The sequence below is a fragment of the Mesosutterella porci genome (genome assembly GCF_022134585.1).
GTDB lineage: Bacteria > Pseudomonadota > Gammaproteobacteria > Burkholderiales > Burkholderiaceae_F > Mesosutterella > Mesosutterella porci.
This window is the reverse complement of sequence record NZ_JAKNCT010000008.1, coordinates 140,579-161,103: the sequence shown is the minus strand read 5'-3', so window position 1 is coordinate 161,103 and position 20,525 is coordinate 140,579. Positions and strand designations below refer to the sequence as shown.

The following is a 20,525-nucleotide window of genomic DNA, read 5'->3' as shown; positions in this document are numbered from 1 at the left end:
CAAGCTCTCTGGCCAGAGTTTTCTTGGGGCGACCGTGTAAAAGCCCCTCGCAGGCTTGTTCTCTAATGGAGAGTGGGATGGACATGGTTTTGGGCTCCTTTGTGTCCAAAAAACCAATACCACTTCAGGCCGCACAGACGAAAAAGCCGCGGAACCCGGAGGGGCTTCGCGGCCTTTGAGGCGCCGTGCGGCATACGGACTGCGCCTCGAGAATTTGGTGGAGAAGAGGAGGATCGAACTTATCAATAAAATAAGTATGTTGTAAGGATTAAATTTGTCTTCCCATACTGATTTCCATACTAAAAACGTCAGTAGGGATTTACCCTAATCAAGCGTTTAAACGTCTTGCCTGCGCTCCTATTCTGCTCCTCGCGTTGACATTTTTGGTTGATGGCTAGAAAAAACCTCAAGAACCATCGAAACCCCCACGCGTCCGAAAAATTTGATGTTCGTCCGCGAAAAATTGCTCACCTGCACGGTCCCGGATCGGTCGACCGGGTTTTCGGATCCCCCCTTACCCTCGAGGCCTTGGCAACAGCGATATCGGTCGGCAAGTGCATGCCTCGAAATCTTTAGGAATTGCACGCGCAAAAATCTTTCTACGTGCACGGTCCCGAAACGAAGCGAGGGGAGTTCGGACCCGCCCCCTACCCTGCTGCTCTTGCAACGGACGCTGCGCGGGGGTTTTCAAGCTTTTTGCCCGGAGCTTCGAAGAATTGCCAAACGGATTGCGATAGGACATGTCGACGAAGCTCGGGCAGATGGTCGGTCTAGTCAGCATCGACCGGAGTGACGTCGGCCACTCTGGTCGAGGTTACGGACGCAACGGGAGAGCGCTGCCGCATCTCCTTCAGCTTGAGCAGCATGCCGAGCGTGCGCTCGAAGGTCCGGTTCAAGTGGGTTTCGTATCGTGATAAGGAATCCAAGTTTCCGTAGGCGACCGAATCCCCAAGAGCCTGCTGCCTGATTCTCGCGGCGTTGTTAATGATCTTCTCTTCTTCTTCGAGCGAGGTACGCAGCTCGCCTTCGAGGAAATCACTGACGGCCTCTTTGGATTCGCCGTCCCGGTCGTACTCGTACCAGAGCGCAAGACAACGCTCGTCGAAGCACTCCACGGCTTTTTCCGCAGCATGCTCCCCGCCCTTTGAGAGGATGTCCCGCGCCTCGTAGAGGCAGCTTAAGGAAATGGCAAAGGCCTTTACTTTTTTCTTGAAGTCTTCTTCCGAAAGTCCCACGATTTCCCGGATCGAATACCCCCGGTCGATCGGGATCCCTCCTATGCCGTCGAGGTGAAGCGAGAACGGCAGGGCGGAATTCGCCAAGCTCCGTTCCTGAGTGAGAGCGCGGTCGAGGCCGCAGTTGATCTTGGCCCGCTCGGCGCTGAGCACCCGCCGTTTCCTCCAGACGATCGACGCGAGCTCCTCGACGAGAATCCCCTCGGTGATGCCCTGCGGCTGGTACTCCGCCTGCAGCCCCCGCAGGAGCTCGTCGTATTCCCCGCGGGATTCGTGCGGCAGTATCAACTCCTTCGACAAGATGCCGTGCTTGACGGCATTCAGGCGCGAGGTCGCATATCCCGCGGAGCTTTGTTCATCCTTGCTGATGACGTCAGTCATTTCTTTGCTCTCCTTAGTTGCTGTTGCCATTTGATTTGTCCGCCTCCTTCGCGGCCGTCGGTTCGTAAACTTCGATTTCGTACGCGAGCTGCTTCCTGAAGGGCGAAGCCTTCACGAGCTTGTAGCCATCGACTTGGGTGCCCTCCTTCTGCTTCAGCCACCACCCCAAGCGCTTGCGGTTCAAGTTTCCGTACTGGTAGAACTCTTCTTCGAGAGCTTCCCGAAGGTCGCCGCTGTGCTGCTGCTCGGCATGATTGGCAATCATCCGGACCGTAATGGGGCTGTTGTGGAATTCGTCCCGGAGCGCAGCGAAAACCCGGCCGATATACATCCGCTCGGGGTCCTCCCGCATGCTTTCGAACATCCTTTGCGCCGGGTCATTTCGGCCGAGCCACAGGAGGGGCTGTCGGCACCAGTCAGACCATTGCGAAAAGGAGTTGACCGAGGGTACCGTCTCGCATTTCGGACATCTCGCCAGCCGCCAAGCGGCGATAATCGTCAGGGCGCAGCTGACCAACTTGCCCCGGTTGTCTCTTGCCTCATCGAGTAGATTTGGGCGGTTAAAGACATGATTCGCCGGGATTTCATCCTGTGGATTAAGATTGATCGTGACCACCCGCCGAGTCATATCCTGCACGGGCCCGACGTTGTTCCCGCTCGAAAGAAGCAGCGTCCGGGTGCTGACGTTCGCAGTCTTGCTGGAACCAAGAATGCGTCCGTTCATATAGGGCTCGGTAAGCGCGATGCAAAGGCTCTTGAAAGCGCGGATGTCTTCCGTTAGGTTGTCGAAGTTCAGGAGAGGAGGCGCCTCAAGGAACCGCGACAACAGGAACTTACGGCATTCCTCGTCGTCCTTTGGGAATGGCGAAGCGGGTGGATCGTCTGGCGTTGCGAAGACCGCGATCAGGCTAGAAAGATACGATTTGCCCGAGCCCGGGACGTGGGCCATGACGTGGTACATCGGAGCAATTCGAAGCTGCGGCCGCACCACGGCGGTCAGCATAGCAGACAGGGCGGCGCTCTTGTCGCACTTGGCCTCGAAGGGAAATTCTTCAAGAAAACTCTCAAGCATCTGGCAGGCGCGCTCAGCGTCCTCCTTTGTCGGATTCTCGATGATTTCGAACTGGGCCGGATCGAAGTCGCCGTAAATGCCATTGTCCGGGTTAAATCCCGGGGCCCCGCAAATGCTCCCGTTCGAGCTGATGACCGGTTGCCTCGAAATCCCGATTAGTTCGGGCAAGGCTGTCTGTTCGTGGTCATCGAGGATGGCGAGCAGGTACTTGGTCGGTGGGTCGCAGGGGACCTCGCATTTGCTTCGCCCGTCGTAATGCAGCCAGCGGGTCAGCCGGCACAGCTCGATAAGCAGGCTCTGCTGGGTGGCAAGAAGCAGCCGCACGCCGCCCTTTTCTTTCGATCGGACAATCGACGCCACTTGGCCGCCCCGCCTGAAGTATTTCCCGGTCTTCGCGAGCTCTTCCTCGGCGGCGAGCACGATGCGGTTGACTTCGCCCGGTCGCGTGGTGATTCTGGCCTTGAGGCATGCGTCCTCGGCATCCAGCCCGAGGAACTTCAGCAGGTCGTCGATATGCCTTTCGGCGCAGTGCCCGTGCATGCACTTGAATGAGCCGATCGGGTGGTTGTCGTCCGGCTCCCAGTAAGCGGCGCCCGAATCGATTTCGTCGGTGTGCTCGCTCTTCCACGGGCAGGAAATCTCATACTTGCCCTTGTCGATCTGTCGCCGGATAAGGCCGCGCTCTTGAAGTGCCTCGAGCACCGGATTAACGGCCTTTGCAGGGGCGTAGACGGCGTTCCCGGGTGCTTGTGGATCAGAGTGCCTCGAGGCTTCTCGGCGGGCTGTAATGGCCGTTTTGGGGGCTTCTTGAGGCGCTTCCGGAAGGGTGCTTCGGGAGCGGAGGTCCAGCCCTTGCCTGAGCTCCTCGACGGAGTATTTCCGGGCAGGTTCCCATATACGAAGAGCGCACGTAAATGGCGGGGTGTACTTGCCGTTTAGCCCAACAGGCAGCCGCATCAGGCGCGTCGCAGGGCCGGTCGCGCCGGGGTCGCTGAGGCCGGCTGCGATGATGGATTCCGTTAGGGCATCCGCGTCCGCAACCGCAGTGATGGGCTCGGACAAGATGAAGCCGATCTGGAAGTTCCCAGAGGACGTTTCCAATGCCCACGACGGGGCGAGCGTGATCCGATCGAAGGGAATTTGTGCCTTCTGTTTCTCGGGGTCAACGCGCTCCGTGACATCGTCGAGGACGACCGCGCACTGTGCGGCGAAGTTTGCTTTTTTCCTTGAGTACCGGCCGTCGGCGGGCTTGAAGGCCGATATCGTGAAGTAGTTGTTTGTTCCGGCGCTCTCCGGCGGCGTCTTTATGACTCCCCAGTTGCCATTGCCAGCAGGACTGCCAGCAAAACCAACATATAAGGGCTGGACATCAGCACCCACGTCGGGAGTGCTTCGAAGCGACGCAAAAACAGTCTCAAGGAATTCAGCATTGGAAATCTCGATGGGGGTAGGGGAGAGTTCACTCGCCGTCAGGCGGTATGGCGTTCTGTTTTCGGAGGTCATGCAGCACCTCCTGCGGCGAGGGCTTCCCGTGCGGCGATCTGATTGCGCACCAGCTCACGGATTTCGTCTTCGCTTTTGCCTGCGATACGGGCGAGATTGATGGCATCGATTTCACTTGCAGGCCAAGCGACGGAACGGAGGCCGAGGCGGACGGGCGGCGGGAGCAGCCCTTCGGCGATGTAGTGGTAGAAGGTCGACCGAGGAAGGCCGGTGGTGGCCTGAGCTTCTTTAGCTCGGATGAACTTGTAGGTCATCATGAGACTCCTTAGGAGTTGTTAAGTGATGACCCAATTGAGCTCTTGCCATACTATGGCAAGTCAATATGGCAAAATATTATTTTTAACTTATTGTTTTGTATTCAATTTTTTGAATTTTTGCTATACCTGCGTTTCTCGCGTCGCTTCCTTTCGGCTGTGACGATCCGTCGGACGTTGCTCGGGCTTTCGCCGTTTTCCTGCGCCATGTACTTGTAGCGGTCTTCCATTTTCGGAAACTGCTTTTTTAATTCCTCGAAACGCCTGTAGTATCGGGCGTATCGCTCCTCCGTGGGCTCTTCGGTACCTCTTGTGGCCGGAGCTAAGTTCCAGACTTCTTCCGCCAGCACTGTGAAGCGCGTCCCGGTCCAAGCAAGGGCCTCCGCCAGTGCGCACTTGTTGTCATCGATGCAGAGGGTTACCGGCGCCCCGGCCTCGATGCTGAGCCTGCTGCCCTTGAGATAGCACGCGAGGAACTCCCCGGGAGTTTCGTTGCGCTGGGGCTCGCGTCCGAGGGTATGGGCGACGAAGTCGGCAATCGAATGAAAATCCGGAACGCAGGCCTTGAGGTCATCTTTGGCGATGGGGATGACCGCAATGTCCTCGCGCCCGCAGTATCCGAACAGGTTTCCGGCCTCGTCCCGCTCGACGCTAAGCACGCAGCGTTCTGGGCAGTCTTCGGGGCACTCGAAGGTAGTCTGGTAGCCCGCGAGCTTTAATAATTTTTGCTCGAGGAGCGCGTGGACCTTGGCTTCGTCGAATTCCGACGCCAGCCGGTTAAGCTGCAGAGGGCGGGGCGAGGTCAGGTCGTCAATGTCATGGAAGAGATACGACAACAGCGCGTCAGTTGGTTTCTTCGGCATACTCGGCCTCAGCGTCCTGCGGCGGCTCCTCAAGCCCGTTTTCGATCAACAGCTCGTGCAGGGCTTCGTCCGACGGGTCGCTGTCGATGCGCTGCATGGGCCCCTCCTCGAGCCGGATCCGGCGCGTTCTAGGCGGTCGTCCGGGCAGCTGGTACTTCATGTAAAAGACGGCCGAGAAGAGCCGCAGGAAGCCTTCCCGGCCCTTGAACAGCAGCGCCAGCTGCCTGTACAGGTCGGCCATCCCGTCCTTGTTCTTGGGGGCGACGATGTTGATTTTTGTGCTCGGGTTCCGAGGATCGGAGAACTTGAGCTCCGAGAGCACGAAGGACTGTATCGGCCCAGTAGGGTCGAGGACGAAGTTGGGCGGCGTTGCCTGCAGCAGCTGCCTGATGTGGAAGTTTGACTGGGGTGCCTCCTTCGGCAGCCCCGGCATGCCGAGGATGTCGCGGCAGAAGGCGTCGTGGAGCGTTAAGCCCACTTTCCCGAAGCCCTCGACGTTGACGCGGAGGGTTCCCGCTTCCGGGTTGTAGATGAAGGCTAGGCGTCGGACCGGCCTGCGTGCATATTGCTGTATGTCGCCGTCCGTTGTCCATTCCTCAGATGATTCCAAGAAGTCTGAGAAAGTCGCGACAAGGATGCTGTTCTGGTTCGTGGAGTCGTATGCGGCGACGCGGCAGTAGCGCCCGCGCATTTGCCTAGCAAGGATCTTCCGGATGTCCTCGGCGAGGAGGCTGCGAGCGGCCTCGGACGAATTGACCGTCTGTTTCCAAATACCGGAGTACTGCTTCCAGCCCTTGGCCCGAGTGGAGTCGATCAGATAGCGGGTGCATGCCCGTTGGTAAATATAAGGGTCATGGATGAAAACCGAAAGCATGACCCCTTGAATTCCTGCGACGCGGTCAATGGGCAACCAGTCTGGGCGAGGGCCGAAGATCGAGGCCTGCAAGGCCGTTTCCCCGGCCTCTTCTCGAAAGCCGTTAATTTCATGGAAGACGACTTGAAGTTTTTTAAGTTCCGGATGATCTGCCCTTAATCGCTCCCATTCGTCCGTGCACTTGTCAGCCGAGCGCAAGGCTGCCAAGTTGGCATCGTTGACGTCGTATTTCGTAAGAGCTTGACGCAAGATGTCGTCGGGGATTTTCCTGCAGAAGCTATCCAGAACAAAAGTCGCCATAGACTTCCTTTTTGACGGTTTACGAAGAAAGGCGAGCAGTCAGCTCGTCCACCTGAGAGAACAGCTGCTCCACCTTCGCGACGATGCGGCGCTGCTCGGCGAGGGGCGGGAGGGGGACGCTCAGAGAGCCAAGAGTTTTTGCATTGATATTTGGTTGCCCTGTTCCTTTAGAGCCTGATGCAACTTGTTGCCAATAAAACGGGCTACCAAGGAAGCGCTGAATATAGACGGGCGAGGCTAAACGCTCGGAAACCCTAATGCGAAGTAGGTAAGAAGCAAAAACGGTTTTTTGGTTAACAAAATCGACCAAAAAGCTTTTCCCTATAGTCCCACCAGTTCGTGCGATTAAGATGTCGCCAGAATCTAACAAGAATTTGTTTTCCTTGTCTTTTTCTATTTTGCAGTACGGGACGGTATCCCAATTAACGCCGGCAGTTGTAATGTCAGTTATTCGAAGAAACTTGGCATTTCCTTCTGCAGACGCCGAGGCTGTATAGCCGTATTTAATAGGGGCGCTGCTTATTGCTGTGAGCTTTACCCACTTCCACTTCGCCGGTATCTCGAACGGCGCCACCTTCGGCGCCTCGCCGATCTGCTCGACCTCGGGCTCGTCGTCACGCTGCGGCACCAGCTTGCCCTGTATGGCCTTCTGCAGCACCGCGGCCTTGAACTGCTCCGGGAAGTCGTGCGTCAAGCGGCCGAGGCGCTCCTGAACGCGGGACAGCGGCTCCAGCAGTTCTTCGAGCTTCGCGACGATGCGGCGCTGCTCGGCGAGGGGCGGGAGGGGGACGCTCAGAGAGCCAAGAGTTTTTGCATTGATATTTGGTTGCCCTGTTCCTTTAGAGCCTGATGCAACTTGTTGCCAATAAAACGGGCTACCAAGGAAGCGCTGAATATAGACGGGCGAGGCTAAACGCTCGGAAACCCTAATGCGAAGTAGGTAAGAAGCAAAAACGGTTTTTTGGTTAACAAAATCGACCAAAAAGCTTTTCCCTATAGTCCCACCAGTTCGTGCGATTAAGATGTCGCCAGAATCTAACAAGAATTTGTTTTCCTTGTCTTTTTCTATTTTGCAGTACGGGACGGTATCCCAATTAACGCCGGCAGTTGTAATGTCAGTTATTCGAAGAAACTTGGCATTTCCTTCTGCAGACGCCGAGGCTGTATAGCCGTATTTAATAGGGGCGCTGCTTATTGCTGTGAGCTTTACCCACTTCCACTTCGCCGGTATCTCGAACGGCGCCACCTTCGGCGCCTCGCCGATCTGCTCGACCTCGGGCTCGTCGTCGCGCTGCGGCACCAGCTTGCCTCGAATCGCGAGGCTGATAAGGGCGCTTTTTACGGCTTCGATATTCATCAGTTGCCCTCCTGCGCGAGCACCTTTCGGATTTCGGCAAATGCAGCGTCCGCCTCGGCCTGACACTTTTTCCACTCTTCGCAGTAGTCGTCGAGGATTTCTTCGGGGGTCCGAGTGTCTTCTTCGGGCTTCGCATAGCCGCAGAGGTCGAGACTGAAGCCGTTTGCTTCGATCTCCTTCGCGGTGTAGAGGCGCGCCTTGTCGGCGCCGTCCTTCGTGAGTGGTTTCCGGTCGACCCACCACGCTTCAAGCCCTTTAAGGCTTTCCTTGGTCGCGGGGCGGGTCTTCGAGAACCGTTCGACTCCCTCAGGTGTATCGACGCGGTAGAACCACGTCTGCTCCGTCGGGTGCGTCCGGTCGAAAAACAGGACGTTCGTCCGGATCGAGGTGTAGGGGGCGAAAATGCCCTCCGGCAGCCGTACGACGGTATGCAGATTGAATTCCCGCAGAAGCTTCTTTTTGATTTCGGTCTTGTTGCCCGTGCCAAACAGCAGGCCGTCCGGGACGATTACGGCCGCCCGACCGTTCGTCTTCAGGCGCTCCATCATCAGCACGAGAAACAGGTCGGCAGTTTCGGAGCTCTTCAGGTCGGCGGGGAAATTGTTCTGGATGCTCGTCTTCTCGGTCCCGCCATACGGGGGGTTCATGAGAATGACATCCGCGAGCTCCTTCTGCTCAAAGGGGCTGTTGTCGAGGTCGTTGGCGAGCGAATTCCTGTGGTCGATGTTCGGGTTGACGATGCCTTCGAGGATCAGGTTCGTGCAGGCGAGCAGGTATGGCAGCGGCTTCTTTTCGACGCCGTAAATCGTCCGGTTGTCGATTTGGTCGCGGTCTTCGTTGGTCTTCGCCTGACGGCGCAGCACGTTCATTGCCGAGACAAGGAAACCGGCGGTGCCGCACGCTAGGTCGGCCACCCGGTCCCCGAGCGTCAAGTCAACGTGCTCCGCCATGAAGTTCGTCAGGATTCTGGGCGTGTAGTACTCGCCGGCGTTGCCGGCGCTCTGCAGGTCATGCAGGATGGCTTCGTAAACATTCCCGAAGTTCTTCGTCTGCACGGGGTCCGTGAAGTCGATTTCATTCAGGGTCTTCGCAACCTCAAAGATGAGGGAGCCGTCCTTCATGTAGTTGTGGACTTCCTGAAAGACGTCCCGCACCACGCTCTTGCGGCGCGGGGTTTCCGGGGTGATCGGCAGGGACTGAAGGGCCGGAAAAAGCTCGTTGTCGATGAAGTTCCGCAGCTCGTCGCCGATTCTCCCATCTTCGGTGACTCCCGTCAGGGCCCAGTTATGCCAACGAAACTGCTCCGGGATGATGGACTGGTAGGTCGGGTCAAGGGCTTCCCACTCCTGCTCGCGGTCGTCATAGGCCTTGAGGAAAAGCATCCACGTCAGCTGCTCGATGCGCTGGGCGTCGCCGCTGACGCCCGCGTCCTGCCGCATGATGTTCTGAACTCTCTTGACGAAATTCCCAAGCCCAAGATTCGTTGCCATGCCTGTTCCTAAAGAATGCCTTTAATTCGGTGCGTAGATGCTGCGGACCAGCCGCTTGACTGACTGGAGGTATCCGTTCCGTCCGCCAAAAGCTCGGAAGATTTTCACGATCCCTCCGTCGTCGCTGAAAACGGGGTTCTTAAGTACCTCAACGCTCTCGATCTGGGAAACCCCCTGCCGTGCGTACAGGTCGAGGAGTTTCTCCATGATCTTCTTGGCGGCGCCTTGGTACTGGTCGAGCAGCGTCCCGTCCTGCACTCGCTTCGCCCTGAGGCTGCGCGGGAAAATGTGCTTTTCTCCGTATGCGAGGTAGCAGATGATGTCGAACTCATCTGCGTCGGGCATGTGGAGGTTCTTGCGCAGCTCGTCGAGGAAAATGCCGTTTTCAAGCAGCACCCTGTCGATTTCCTTTTTCTCCTCGGCGCCGTTCCAGACCTCGAGGAACTTGTCTTTCGTGTCAAAGAGCTGCAGCAAGTTGCGACGCGTGTAGTCGATCAGCTTTTCCGTGATGAGCTTGCCGTTCCCGTCGAGATACTGGACCAGCTGCGAATCCACCCGGATATCGACGTCATGCACTTCGTAAATCAGGTGCGTGTCGTCCGAAGGCGGCAGCTTCGGTTCCGGAGGCTCCGAGTGTGGGTGGGGCTTCTTGTTCTTGTCGCCCTCGCTCGCGGGCGGGTCTTCCTGATCTGGGTTCCAGTCTGTCGATTCCACCGGTCCGTCGAAGTCGGCGTCGTTGAATAGGGCGGTTACCCCCCGGAAGTCGAGGATCGTGAAAAAAGTCTTCCCATGGGTCCGGTCAAGGCGAGTGCCGCGCCCGATGATCTGCTTGAACTCCGTCATCGAACGAATCGGGGCGTCGAGCACGATGAGCTTGACCGTCGTAGCGTCCACGCCGGTCGTCAGCAGCTTGCTCGTGGTGGCTACGACGGGATAGGCCTTCTTCGGGGAGGTGAAATTCTTCAGTTGCTTGACGCCCTCTTCGTCGTTTGCCGTCATCCGGACGGCCCACAGCGGATTCGCGGTCATCATGTCGCGGTTAAGCGAGCGCATTTCCTCGAGCATGACCCCGGCGTGGTGCTGCGTCGTGCAAAAGATGATGGTCCGGGACATCCGCCCGATATGCTCAAGGTACTTCGTGACGGTTTCGGCGACCGCATGCGTGCGGTTCCGGATTTCGATTCGGGTGCCGAAATCGGAAAGGGTGTACGTGCGTTGCGGGATCAGTTGCCCGTTGTCGTCAACCTCGCCCTCGCGGGGGGTCCAGCCGGTCTTGTCCTTGTCGAAGACGATGTTCACCACCTTGTACGGCGCGAGGAATCCGTCCTCGATACCCTGCTTCAAGGTGTAGGTGTATATGGGGTCGCCGAAGTAGGCCGCGTTGTCGGCGCCGTCCTTTTTGTTCGGCGTTGCCGTCAGGCCGATTTGCACTGCGCTTCTGAAGTATTCGAGGATTTCCCGCCATGAGCTTTCCTCGCGGGCGCTGCCCCGGTGGCACTCGTCGACTACGACAAGGTCGAAGAAGTCGCGGGGGACCTGCTTGAAGACGTCTAGCGTGGAATCGGCGTCCTTGTCCTCCTCCTCGACGCCGCGATTGCTTTTCTTCAGCTGCTGGTACAGCCCCATGTAGACTGCGGCGCCGGTATCAATCGTCCCGCGGGTGATTTTCCGGACAGTGTTCCCGAAGGGCGTGAAAGTCTTGTCGATCGCCTGATCAATGAGCTGGTTGCGGTCGGCGAGATACAGCACCCGCCTCGCAGCCTTGGCCTTCAGTAGCCGCCAGATGATCTGGAAGGAAACAAAGGTCTTGCCGGTCCCGGTTGCCATGACAAGAAGCACGCGACGACGCTTCCCGGACAGGACGGCGTCGACCGTGCGGTTGATTGCCACCATTTGGTAGTAGCGGGGCTTCCGGCCGTCGGTCGACGTGTAGTAGAGGGATTTTTCCTCTCGGCGCCGAACTTCGCCGCTATTGGGGATCCCGCGGGCGTCGCACCACTCGTCCCAAAGTGCCTCGGGCGTGGGGAACTCATCAAGCCTCAGGTGCTCGACGCTGTAAGTCGGATATAGCTTGACCTTTATGAATTCATCCCCTGCCGAAGCAAAGGCGAAGGGTACGTCAAGCGTTGCAGCGTACCGTGCGGCCTGATCTATACCGTCCTGAGCCGTTTTTCCGAAGCGTTTGGCCTCGATCACGGCAATCGGGCGGTTGTTTCCGTGCAGGAGGATGTAATCAGGCCGGTTGCGGGAGTCGTCCGGAGGGATGCTCTTCGCCTCGTTGGTGCCGGGGACAATCTGCATGCGGTCAGCCCGAAGACTGTATTCGAAAAGCATGTCCTCGGCCTTCCAGCCTTTTCCGGTCAGCGCAGGGGTGATGTACCTAGCCTTAGTGTCTTCTTCCGATAGGTATTTTGTCGTTCCCAAAACTCACCCCCTGCAGCAGGACATTTGCTTGCCGAAAAACCTCGGTACTGTCCAACAAGGTCTTACTACGTCTTTATACCCTTTTTACCCGAGTGGAGTATGGGTCTTGGAAAAGTATCGATTCCTTGTTGCGGGCAGGCGCCGCCCTGAAAAGTAGGCAACAGGCGGCCGTCGTCTCACAGGGAGGGGGTTTTGTTGTTTTTTTACCTTTTTCTCAGAGATTCAAAAAAACTGTCAGTGCTGTGTATGATCCCGTAGCTTATCCAAGTAGGAATAACAGTACTCACCCCAAGCCTCCACGATCGCCCGGCGTTCGTTTTCAAGAGGAGCCCGGTCGTAGGCGCCGTGGTAGGCGTCGTCCTTCGAGTGCAGCAGGCAGAGCTCTACAGCTTCCTGATCAAAGCGCCTGTTGTTCCCTAGGGCGTCGTCCTTGGCCCATGTCCGGAAGGTGGCTCGGGCGGTCCCGTGCTGCGTTATCCGCTGCGGTGAGCCCATCTTCCGGGACTTCACGGGGTCTATCCAGCCGATCCCGTCTTCGGCCTTCCGCTTCAGGTGTAAGCGCTTCAAAATCGCCCCGAGGGCTGCGTCCCCGAGGGCTGTGCCCCGGTTGCTGGGGAAGACCAAGTCGGACCCCGAGAGGTGCGGCAGCGATTCAAGCAGGGCGACGGCCCGCGAGGACAGGAAAATCGTGCGGTCCCGGTTCGGGCTTTTCATCTTGTCGTTGTCCAGCGGCACCCGCCAGATTCGCTCCTCTAAATTAAATTGCTTCCACTCGGCGAGCCGAACGGCCTTGGAGCGCGTTGCCGTAAGAAAGGAAAACTGAAGTGCTCGCGCGGAAGTCGACGGGGCGAGGGCGTCAAGCTCCGCCATCAGCCGCGGGAGCTCCTCTACGGAGCAGGCAGCGTAGTTCTGGCGCTCCTTCCGCCCGATCTTGTATGACTCCATGAGGACGCCGAGGGCGCCGTCCATGGAAGCGGGGTTGACCTGATTCTTACGCTTGTGGAGCGCGATCGCCCACCGGAGGATCTGTTTTATATAGGTCTTCGCCTTGTCGGCCGTGCGCGGGATGGTCTTCCAGATAGGCGCGAGGCATGCTCGGACATCCTCGGGCGTGATGTCCTCGATGTCCTTGTTGCCGAAGGCGGGGTAGACGTGCTTTTCAAGAACCTGCCGGGTGCTCGCCTCGCGGCGCTGGTTCCGGGCCCACTGCCCCTGCTGAATTTGCTCCGCCATCCACTCTTCGGCGATCTGCTTGAAGGTGACAGGGTTCAAGGCGCGTTCCTTCGCCTCGCGTTCCGCTATGGCCGCCGCGGCCTTCGCCTTCTTCTCGGCAATCGGGTCGACGCCCTGCTCGATCTTGTCCCGGGCTTCCCGGGCCAGCTTCCGCGCCAAGGCGAGAGACATCCGAGGGTAAGTCCCTAGTCCCAAGTCATGGCTCGCCCCCGCGATCTTGTAGCGGAGGATGTACCAGCCTATGCCGTGCCGCTTCCTGAGATACAGCCCCTTGACTCCGCCGAGAGAATGCGTCCCGTCGGGGAGAGCCTTCACGGCCACAGCCGTTAATTCCTTAGCGATTTTTGGCATTTAGTATGGAAAGAAGATGACCTAACTCCTTTCCCATTATATTTTCCATACTAAAAGCGTGGATTCCCCGGGAATTCCTTGGACTGTTTTGGAGCTTGTTTTAAGCTAAGTGATTGAAGATAAAAGAAATCCCAGACGTCATAAGACAGTCTGGGACTTAGATTTGGTGGAGAAGAGGAGGATCGAACTCCCGACCTCAGCGATGCGAACGCTGCGCTCTCCCAGCTGAGCTACTTCCCCGGTTTCTCATACGAGAGGTGATGTATTTTACACGTTGCCAGGAAAAAAGCAATTCCTGCTCCTGCGTCCTGAACTGTCCCCAGAAAGTGTCTCACCTTCTGGGGACAGTTCAGACAGTTCATCCTGCCCGGCTTATTTTTTCCAGACGCCTTTGCGAAGCACGACGCGGTAGCCGTCCGGATCCTCATAGGCGGCCGTCGACGGGTCTGCGTAGAGCTGGGGGTTGGTCACCTGCCGGAAGCCGTTTTCGAACATGCGGGCGAGCACCGCCTTCCACTCCTTGTCATCGGGAATGGAAAACACGATGAAGTGATTGAGCGTCGGGGCGCGCGGCACGTCCTCGGTCTCGCGCTTCTGGGAAAACTCCAGCTGGTAGGGCCAGTCCCTGTGGCCGCAGATCACGCCGTCCCATCCGTTTTGCTGCTCGTAGCGGTCGAGGATCTCGAAGCCCAGGCCCGAACAGTAGAAGGCGATCAGTTTCTCAAGGTTGTTGGTCGAACGCGACAGGCGCAGTTTTGGCACGGAATCCATGGAATCCTCCGAAAAAGAGAAGGGCTACGGAGACATTATGGACGGCGAATCACCGCAAGGCAAAGGCAGACCCGCCCGGCGCCGTTAAACTGGAAGCATGCCTAACGGGACTTTTTCCCCTTGAACAGCCAAAATGCAGCAGATTGATTTTCACTTCAACGTGGGCAGCCGCCTGCAGTACGCCTGCCTCTTCGTGCGCAAGGTCTGGAAGATGGGCAAGTCGGTGGCCGTCTGGAGCTCGGACTCCGCGCGGCTCGCGGACTTCAACCGCAGGCTCTGGGCCTTCGACGACCTGTCCTTCGTCCCTCATGCGATGGCCGGCTCGCAAGACGCGCAGGAGGCCAGGGTCGTGCTGAGCGAGGATCCCTCGCGGCTGCCCGACTCCGACGTGCTGCTGCTGCTCGACGAGTCGGTGCCTCCCGACTTCGAGCAGCTCTTCAGGAGGTTCGACCGCGTGGTGGACATCGTCTCCTCCGTGCCGGAGGAAACCGCCGCCGCACGCGCGCGCTATAAAATCTACCGAAAACTCAACTGCCCGCTGAAGGCTTACGACCAAGGAAGCCGCTGAAAGACATGACAGAACCTTATTCCTCCGCCCGCGTCATCCCGACGCTCTCGCGACCCATCGTGGCCTCCTGGAGCGAGCTCGAAGCCTGCTCGAGCCGGGCCGGGGCGCTGCCCGAGATGGAGCCCGCCGAACCCTCGCGCGAGCCGTCCCTGGAGCCCGCCCCAGCCCCGGAGCCGGACCCCGCGCCCCGCAGCGCGCAGCCTTCGGCCTCCTTCTTCCGCGTGCCTTCGTTCTCGGGCTCCGGGGCGGCCGAGCGCATTGAGCCGGCCCCCTTAAGCCCTCCTGCAGCGCAGCCCGCCGCGCACCCGGCCGCGCCGGCCGAGCGCGAGCCGGTCCGCTTCAGCGGACTGTCCCGGCGCGAGACCCCGCGGCCCGTGCGCTCGCTTTCGACCGAGGAGCTCATCGCCTACCTACAGCCCCGGATCCAGCGCTCGATTCTCGAGCAGCTCGACCCGGTGATCGAGCAGGCCGCCCGCTCGGCCGCAGCTTCGGCCGCCGACCGCATCCGCAACGACGTCTCCGGACGGCTTGACCTCATAGTGAAAAACGCCGTTTCCGAGGAAATCGCCCGGTATTTCAGAAACTGACGCCGCGCCAGGGCGGAAATGCGATAATTCCCCCTCATTACCCCTTTGGATTCAAGACATCTGATTTTCCAAGATGACATCTGCTAACACCTCTGAACTCGCCAAGAGCTTCGAGCCCGCCGACATCGAGGCCCGCTGGTACCCGGAATGGGAAAGGCGCGGCTACTTCCGCGCGGGCCTTGAAGCCGGCCGCCCGGCCTTCTCCATCCAGCTGCCCCCGCCCAACATCACGGGCATCCTGCACATGGGGCACGCCTTCAACCAGACCGTCATGGACACGCTCACCCGCTATCACCGCATGGCGGGCTACAACACGCTGTGGCTGCCGGGCACGGACCATGCGGGCATTTCCGCCCAGATCGTGGTCGAGCGCCAGCTCGAGAAGCAGGGCATCAACCCGAAGTCGCTCACCCGCGAGCAGTTCGTCGCCAAGGTGCTCGAATGGAAGAAGTTCTCCGGCGGCACCATCCTCAAGCAGATGCGCCGCCTCGGCGACTCGGTCGACTGGCAGCGCACCTACTTCACGATGGACGAGAAGCTCTCGCGGGTCGTGCGCGAGACGTTCGTGCGCCTGTACCGCGAGGGCTTGATCTACAAGGGCACCCGGCTGGTGAACTGGGACCCGAAGCTGCAGAGCGCGGTCTCCGACGTCGAGGTGGAGCCCGAGGAGGAAGACGGCTTCCTCTGGGAAATCCGCTACCCGGCCGCTGACGGCGGCCGCGACGTCGTCGTCGCGACGACGCGGCCGGAAACGCTCTTCGGCGACGAGGCGATCGCAGTGCACCCTGAAGACGAGCGCTACAAGGATCTCGTGGGCCACAAAGTGCATCTGCCGCTGTGCGGCCGCGACATCCCGGTGATCGCCGACGCCTACGTCGACCGTGAATTCGGCTCGGGCTGCGTGAAGATCACGCCGGCCCACGACTTCAACGACTTCGAGGTCGGCCGCCGCCACGGCCTGCGCTGCCTGTCGATCCTCACTAAGGACGCGAAGATCAACGAAAACGCCCCGGCCAAATACGTGGGCATGGACCGCTACGAGGCCCGCAAAGCGGTGCTCGCGGACCTGAAGGCGCAGGGGCTGCTGCTGGGCGAGAAGAAGATCCGCCACATGGTGCCGCGCGTTCCGCGCACCGGCGAGATCGTCGAGCCGATGCTCTCCGAGCAGTGGTACATGGCCATGAGCAAGCCCGCGGGCGAGCACTCCACCCATCCCGGTAAGAGCCTCGCGCAGATCGGCCTTGAGGCGATGGAATCGGGCGAGGTGAACATTTTCCCCGAGCAGTGGAGGAGCGTCTACCGCCACTGGCTCACCAACATCCAGGACTGGTGCCTGTCGAGGCAGCTGCTCTGGGGCCACCAGATCCCGGCCTGGTACGACGCAGACGGACACTGCTACGTCGCCGCCTCGCTCGAGGAGGCCCAGCGGCAGGCCGGCGAAGGCGTCGCGCTGCGCCAGGACCCCGACGTCCTCGACACCTGGTTCTCCTCGGCCATGGTGCCGTTTTCCACCCTGGGCTGGCCCGACCCCCAGGGAGACGACAAGAAGGCCTACGAGCTTTACCTGCCCTCGACGGTGCTCGTGACGGGCTACGACATCATCTTCTTCTGGGTCGCCCGCATGGTGATGATGACCAAGCACTTCACGGGGCGCGTGCCGTTCAGGAACGTCTACATGCATGGGCTCGTGCGCGACGCCGACGGCCACAAGATGAGCAAGAGCGAGGGCAACACGATCGATCCGCTCGACCTGATCCAGGGCATCGACCTTGAGGGGCTCATCAAGAAGAACACGATGGGGCTGCGGCGCCCGGAGAAGGCGCCCCAGGTGATCGCCAAGCTGAAGAAGAACTTCCCGAACGGCATGCAGGCCTACGGGGCGGACGCCCTGCGCTTCACGATGGCGGCCTACGCGACGCTCGGCCAGAACGTCAACTTCGACGTGAAGCGCTGCGAGGGCTACCGCAACTTCTGCAACAAGCTGTGGAACGCCACCCGCTACGTGCTGATGAACGTCGAGGGCCGGGACTGCGGCCTGCAGGGCGGAGAGATGAAGCCCGGCTTCATCGACCGGTGGATCGAGGGCGAGCTCTCGCGCACGATCCGCACGGTCATCAAGTCCTATGAGGGCTACCGCCTCGACCTCGCCGCGAACGCGATCTACTCCTTCGTCTGGGACGAGTTCTGCGACTGGTACCTCGAAGCGGCCAAGGTGCGGCTCACCTCCGGCAGCGAGGCCGAGCAGCGCGCCACCCGCAACACGCTCGCGCGGGTGCTCGAAGCGACGCTGAGGCTCGCCCACCCGATCATCCCCTTCATCACCGAAGAGCTCTGGCAGAAGGTCTCCGTCGCGGCCGGACGCCGGGACCCCGGCGAGACGACCTCCGTGATGGTGGCCCCGTACCCGAAGCCCGGAGACTTCGCGGAGTGCCCGCAGGCCGACCGCCGCATGGCCGTCACGAAGAAGATGGTGGAGGCCGTCCGCGCGCTGCGCAGCCAGATGCTGCTCGCGCCCTCGAAGCGCGTGCCTCTCGCGATCCAGGGCCCCAGGGACGAGGCCCGCGAGATCGCCCCGTACCTGAAGGGCCTCGCACGGCTCGAGTCGGTGGAGCTCGTCGACAGCATCGACAGCATCAATCCGGGCTCGATCGCCCCGGTTTCCATCGTCGAGGACTGGCACCTGATGCTCGTCATCAAAATCGACGTAGCCGCCGAGCACGACAGGCTCACGAAGGAAATCGCGCGGCTCGAGGGCGAAGTGCGCAAATGCCGCGCGAAGCTCGGCAACGAGCGCTTCGTCTCGAAGGCCCCCGCCGCGATCGTGCAGCAGGAGAAGACCCGGCTCGAGGACTTCTCCAAGGCGCTCGAGAAAAACCGCGAGCAGCTCTCGAAGCTCCCCGCGGCTTGAGGCGGGGCGAAGCCCGCCCGCGCAAGGGCTGATGCCCTTGCGCGGGCGCGCAGCCTCCGCCGCACGCGCTCGCAGCGCACCGGCCCCGGGGCTTTCCCCCGGGGTTTTGCTTTATCCCACTACTGAGGAACCCACCGCCATGCAGGTTGAAAAACTCCTGAAGCCCACCTGGATGATTCCCGTCGTCCCCGAAGGGGTCGTACTCAAAAACCATGTGCTTGCCGTGAGCGAAGGACGAATCGCGGCGATCGCCCCCGCTTCCGAGGCCGGGCAGTTCGAGGCCCGCGAGACCGTGGAGCTGCCCGGGGAGGTGCTGCTGCCGGGGCTGGTCAACCTGCACTCGCACGCGGCGATGAACCTGCTGCGCGGGCTCGGACCCGACCTGTGCCTCCAGGACTGGCTGCAGAAGAAGATCTGGCCCGCCGAGGGCCGCTGCATGGGGCCGGAGTTCGTCTACGAGGGCAGCCGGCTCGCCGGCGAGGAAATGGTCCAGTCGGGCGTCACCTGCACCAACGACCATTACTTCTTCCCGGCCGATGCCGCGCGGGGCCTCACAGAGGCCGGGATGCGCTGTGCGGTCTCGGCCTTCCTGATCGGCTTCCCCTCGGCCTGGGCGAAAACCGACGACGAATACCTGAAAAAAGCCGAGGAAGTGATCCAGCAGTTCCGGGGCAACCCCCGCGTGCACGTGACGGTGGCCCCCCACGCCCCCTATACGGTGGGCGACGAGTCCATGCGGGCGCTGGCCGGCCTGTCGGAACGCTACGGGCTGCCGGTGCACATTCACATCCATGAGACAGCCGCCGAGATCCGCGAATCAATGGAAAAATACGGCTGCCGCCCGATCGAAAGGCTCCGGCGGCTCGGCATCGTGAGCAGCCGCCTCATCTCCGTGCATTCGGTGCACCTGAACGACGAGGACATCGGCACCCTCGCGCGGGCCGGCGCCTCGGTGTGCCACTGCCCGAGCTCCAACCTGAAGCTCGCAAGCGGCTTCGCCCCTGTCGAGCGGATCATGAAGGCCGGCATCAATCTGGGCATCGGCACCGACGGAGCGGCCAGCAACGACAAGCTCGACATGCTCGCGGAGACCCGGCTTGCGGCCATGCTCGCCAAAGCCACGGCAGGCGACCCGACCGCCGCCCCGGTCCACAAGATGTTGTATGCGGCTACGATGGGCGGGGCGAAGGCGCTCGGCTGGGACAAGGAGATCGGCTCCCTCGAAGCTAGTAAAAATGCTGATGTTTTCAGCGTTCTTCTTGAGGAAATTACCAGTGTCCCGGTACTTGAACCGGCCGCGCAGTTGCTTTACAGTGCCGGTAGGGAAAATATTACCCATGTGTGGATAGATGGCCGGCTGGTTGTCGAAAAACAGCAAACCATCCGTTCCCTCTCGGGGATGTCCCGTAGTCGAGCACTCTCCATTGCCCATAAGTGGCAAAATACGGTAGAGCCATAGCTTGGAAGACAGGTCTTTCCTGTAAAAAGGAGAGCGGCTGTTTCCCGAGGATGCAGGCAGTGATCAGCGATAGGGTCGTACCCTGCTCATCTGCTTTTGGGATTATTAATGGTTCCCGGAGACGGGGGCCGAAAAAAAAGGAAAGAGGAAAAAATGAACACTTCCGCGAAGATTGGTGGTCTGCTGGCTGCCGTCATGCTCGCCGCTTCTGGTTCTGTCATGGCTGCTGAAACGGCAAATCCTTATGTCATTTCCAGCGACGGCAAGGTTGTGATGGATCCGTACGGCCTTTGCTGGCGCACCGGCTACTGGACCCCGGCTCTCGCCGAAGCCCAGGGCCTTAAAGGCTTTGGCTGCCAGTGCGACAAGGAAATCCTGAGCAAGGCTGCCTGCACCGCTCCGGCTCCGAAGGCTGCTCCGGCTCCGAAGGCTGCTCCCGCCCCGGCTCCTGCTCCCGCCCCGGCTCCTGCCGCCGCCCCGAAGCGTGAAAAGGTCACCCTCTCCGCCGACACCCTGTTCGACTTCGACAAGGCCACTCTGAAGCCCGCCGGAAAGGCGAAGCTCGATGAGCTGGTCTCCCGCCTCGCCGGCGTGGATCTCGAAGTGGTCAACTCCACCGGCTACACTGACCGCCTCGGCAAGGCCTCCTACAACCAGAAGCTGTCCGAGCGCCGCGCTAAAGCCGTGAAGGGCTACCTGGTCAGCAAGGGCGTGAGCGCCAACGTGATCAAGACCGCCGGCAAGGGCGAGGCTGATCCTGTTGTGAACTGCCCGAACCCCTCCAAGAAGGGCAAGATCAAGAACTTCAAGCAGCTCGTCAAGTGCCTGCAGCCGAACCGCCGTGCTGTGATCGAAGTGGTCGGCACCCGCGAGGCCAAGTAATCTCTCTCCTCCG

General features: G+C 60.0%; 15 protein-coding genes and 1 tRNA gene. 5 read left to right on the top strand and 11 right to left on the bottom strand.

Annotation, left to right across the window (positions count from 1 at the left end; translation table 11 throughout):
- Window positions 1-770 precede the first annotated feature (770 nt).
- The 11 genes from MAF45_RS07850 to MAF45_RS07800 form a co-directional block, all read right to left on the bottom strand.
- Complete coding sequence (locus MAF45_RS07850) at window positions 771-1,616, bottom strand: hypothetical protein (protein ID WP_237979083.1); 846 nt, start codon at window positions 1,614-1,616, stop codon at window positions 771-773.
- Window positions 1,617-1,629: 13 nt separating this feature from the next.
- Window positions 1,630-4,068, bottom strand: coding sequence for a hypothetical protein (locus tag MAF45_RS07845; protein WP_237979082.1), 2,439 nt, complete (start codon window positions 4,066-4,068; stop codon window positions 1,630-1,632).
- 119 nt (window positions 4,069-4,187) lie between these two features.
- Window positions 4,188-4,448: a helix-turn-helix transcriptional regulator gene (locus MAF45_RS07840; protein WP_237979081.1), complete on the bottom strand. Its 261-nt coding sequence runs from the start codon at window positions 4,446-4,448 to the stop codon at window positions 4,188-4,190.
- Window positions 4,449-4,549: 101 nt separating this feature from the next.
- Window positions 4,550-5,308: a hypothetical protein gene (locus MAF45_RS07835; protein WP_237979080.1), complete on the bottom strand. Its 759-nt coding sequence runs from the start codon at window positions 5,306-5,308 to the stop codon at window positions 4,550-4,552.
- A complete protein-coding gene (locus tag MAF45_RS07830; protein ID WP_237979079.1) occupies window positions 5,289-6,482 on the bottom strand; it encodes a hypothetical protein in 1,194 nt (397 codons plus the stop codon). Before MAF45_RS07830 ends, MAF45_RS07835 begins: the two co-directional genes overlap by 20 nt.
- A gap of 19 nt (window positions 6,483-6,501) precedes the next feature.
- Window positions 6,502-7,839, bottom strand: a complete 1,338-nt coding sequence (locus MAF45_RS07825) for a restriction endonuclease subunit S (protein ID WP_237979078.1) — start codon at window positions 7,837-7,839, stop codon at window positions 6,502-6,504.
- Window positions 7,839-9,329, bottom strand: a complete 1,491-nt coding sequence (locus MAF45_RS07820; protein WP_237979077.1) for a type I restriction-modification system subunit M — start codon at window positions 9,327-9,329, stop codon at window positions 7,839-7,841. The genes MAF45_RS07825 and MAF45_RS07820 overlap by 1 nt, the downstream gene beginning before the upstream one ends.
- 21 nt (window positions 9,330-9,350) lie before the next feature.
- Window positions 9,351-11,753, bottom strand: a complete 2,403-nt coding sequence (gene hsdR / locus MAF45_RS07815; protein ID WP_237979076.1) for an EcoAI/FtnUII family type I restriction enzme subunit R — start codon at window positions 11,751-11,753, stop codon at window positions 9,351-9,353.
- A gap of 234 nt (window positions 11,754-11,987) precedes the next feature.
- Complete coding sequence (locus MAF45_RS07810; RefSeq protein ID WP_237979075.1) at window positions 11,988-13,337, bottom strand: tyrosine-type recombinase/integrase; 1,350 nt, start codon at window positions 13,335-13,337, stop codon at window positions 11,988-11,990.
- A 164-nt stretch (window positions 13,338-13,501) separates the two neighbouring features.
- Window positions 13,502-13,577, bottom strand: a tRNA-Ala gene (locus MAF45_RS07805).
- A gap of 132 nt (window positions 13,578-13,709) precedes the next feature.
- Window positions 13,710-14,108: a VOC family protein gene (locus tag MAF45_RS07800; RefSeq protein ID WP_237979074.1), complete on the bottom strand. Its 399-nt coding sequence runs from the start codon at window positions 14,106-14,108 to the stop codon at window positions 13,710-13,712.
- A 133-nt stretch (window positions 14,109-14,241) separates the two neighbouring features.
- Here MAF45_RS07800 and MAF45_RS07795 point away from each other — a divergent pair, with 133 nt between their 5' ends.
- The 5 genes from MAF45_RS07795 (at window position 14,242) to MAF45_RS07775 (ending at window position 20,512) form a co-directional block, all read left to right on the top strand.
- Window positions 14,242-14,676 (top strand): DNA polymerase III subunit chi, encoded by a 435-nt coding sequence (locus MAF45_RS07795; RefSeq protein WP_237979073.1) that lies wholly within the window; start codon window positions 14,242-14,244, stop codon window positions 14,674-14,676.
- Window positions 14,677-14,681: 5 nt separating this feature from the next.
- A complete protein-coding gene (locus tag MAF45_RS07790) occupies window positions 14,682-15,263 on the top strand; it encodes a hypothetical protein (protein WP_237979072.1) in 582 nt (193 codons plus the stop codon).
- Window positions 15,264-15,336: 73 nt separating this feature from the next.
- Complete coding sequence (locus tag MAF45_RS07785) at window positions 15,337-18,171, top strand: valine--tRNA ligase (protein ID WP_237979071.1); 2,835 nt, start codon at window positions 15,337-15,339, stop codon at window positions 18,169-18,171.
- A 139-nt stretch (window positions 18,172-18,310) separates the two neighbouring features.
- Window positions 18,311-19,630, top strand: coding sequence for a TRZ/ATZ family hydrolase (locus tag MAF45_RS07780; RefSeq protein WP_237979070.1), 1,320 nt, complete (start codon window positions 18,311-18,313; stop codon window positions 19,628-19,630).
- A gap of 153 nt (window positions 19,631-19,783) precedes the next feature.
- Window positions 19,784-20,512, top strand: a complete 729-nt coding sequence (locus MAF45_RS07775) for an OmpA family protein (protein ID WP_237979069.1) — start codon at window positions 19,784-19,786, stop codon at window positions 20,510-20,512.
- Window positions 20,513-20,525 lie beyond the last annotated feature (13 nt).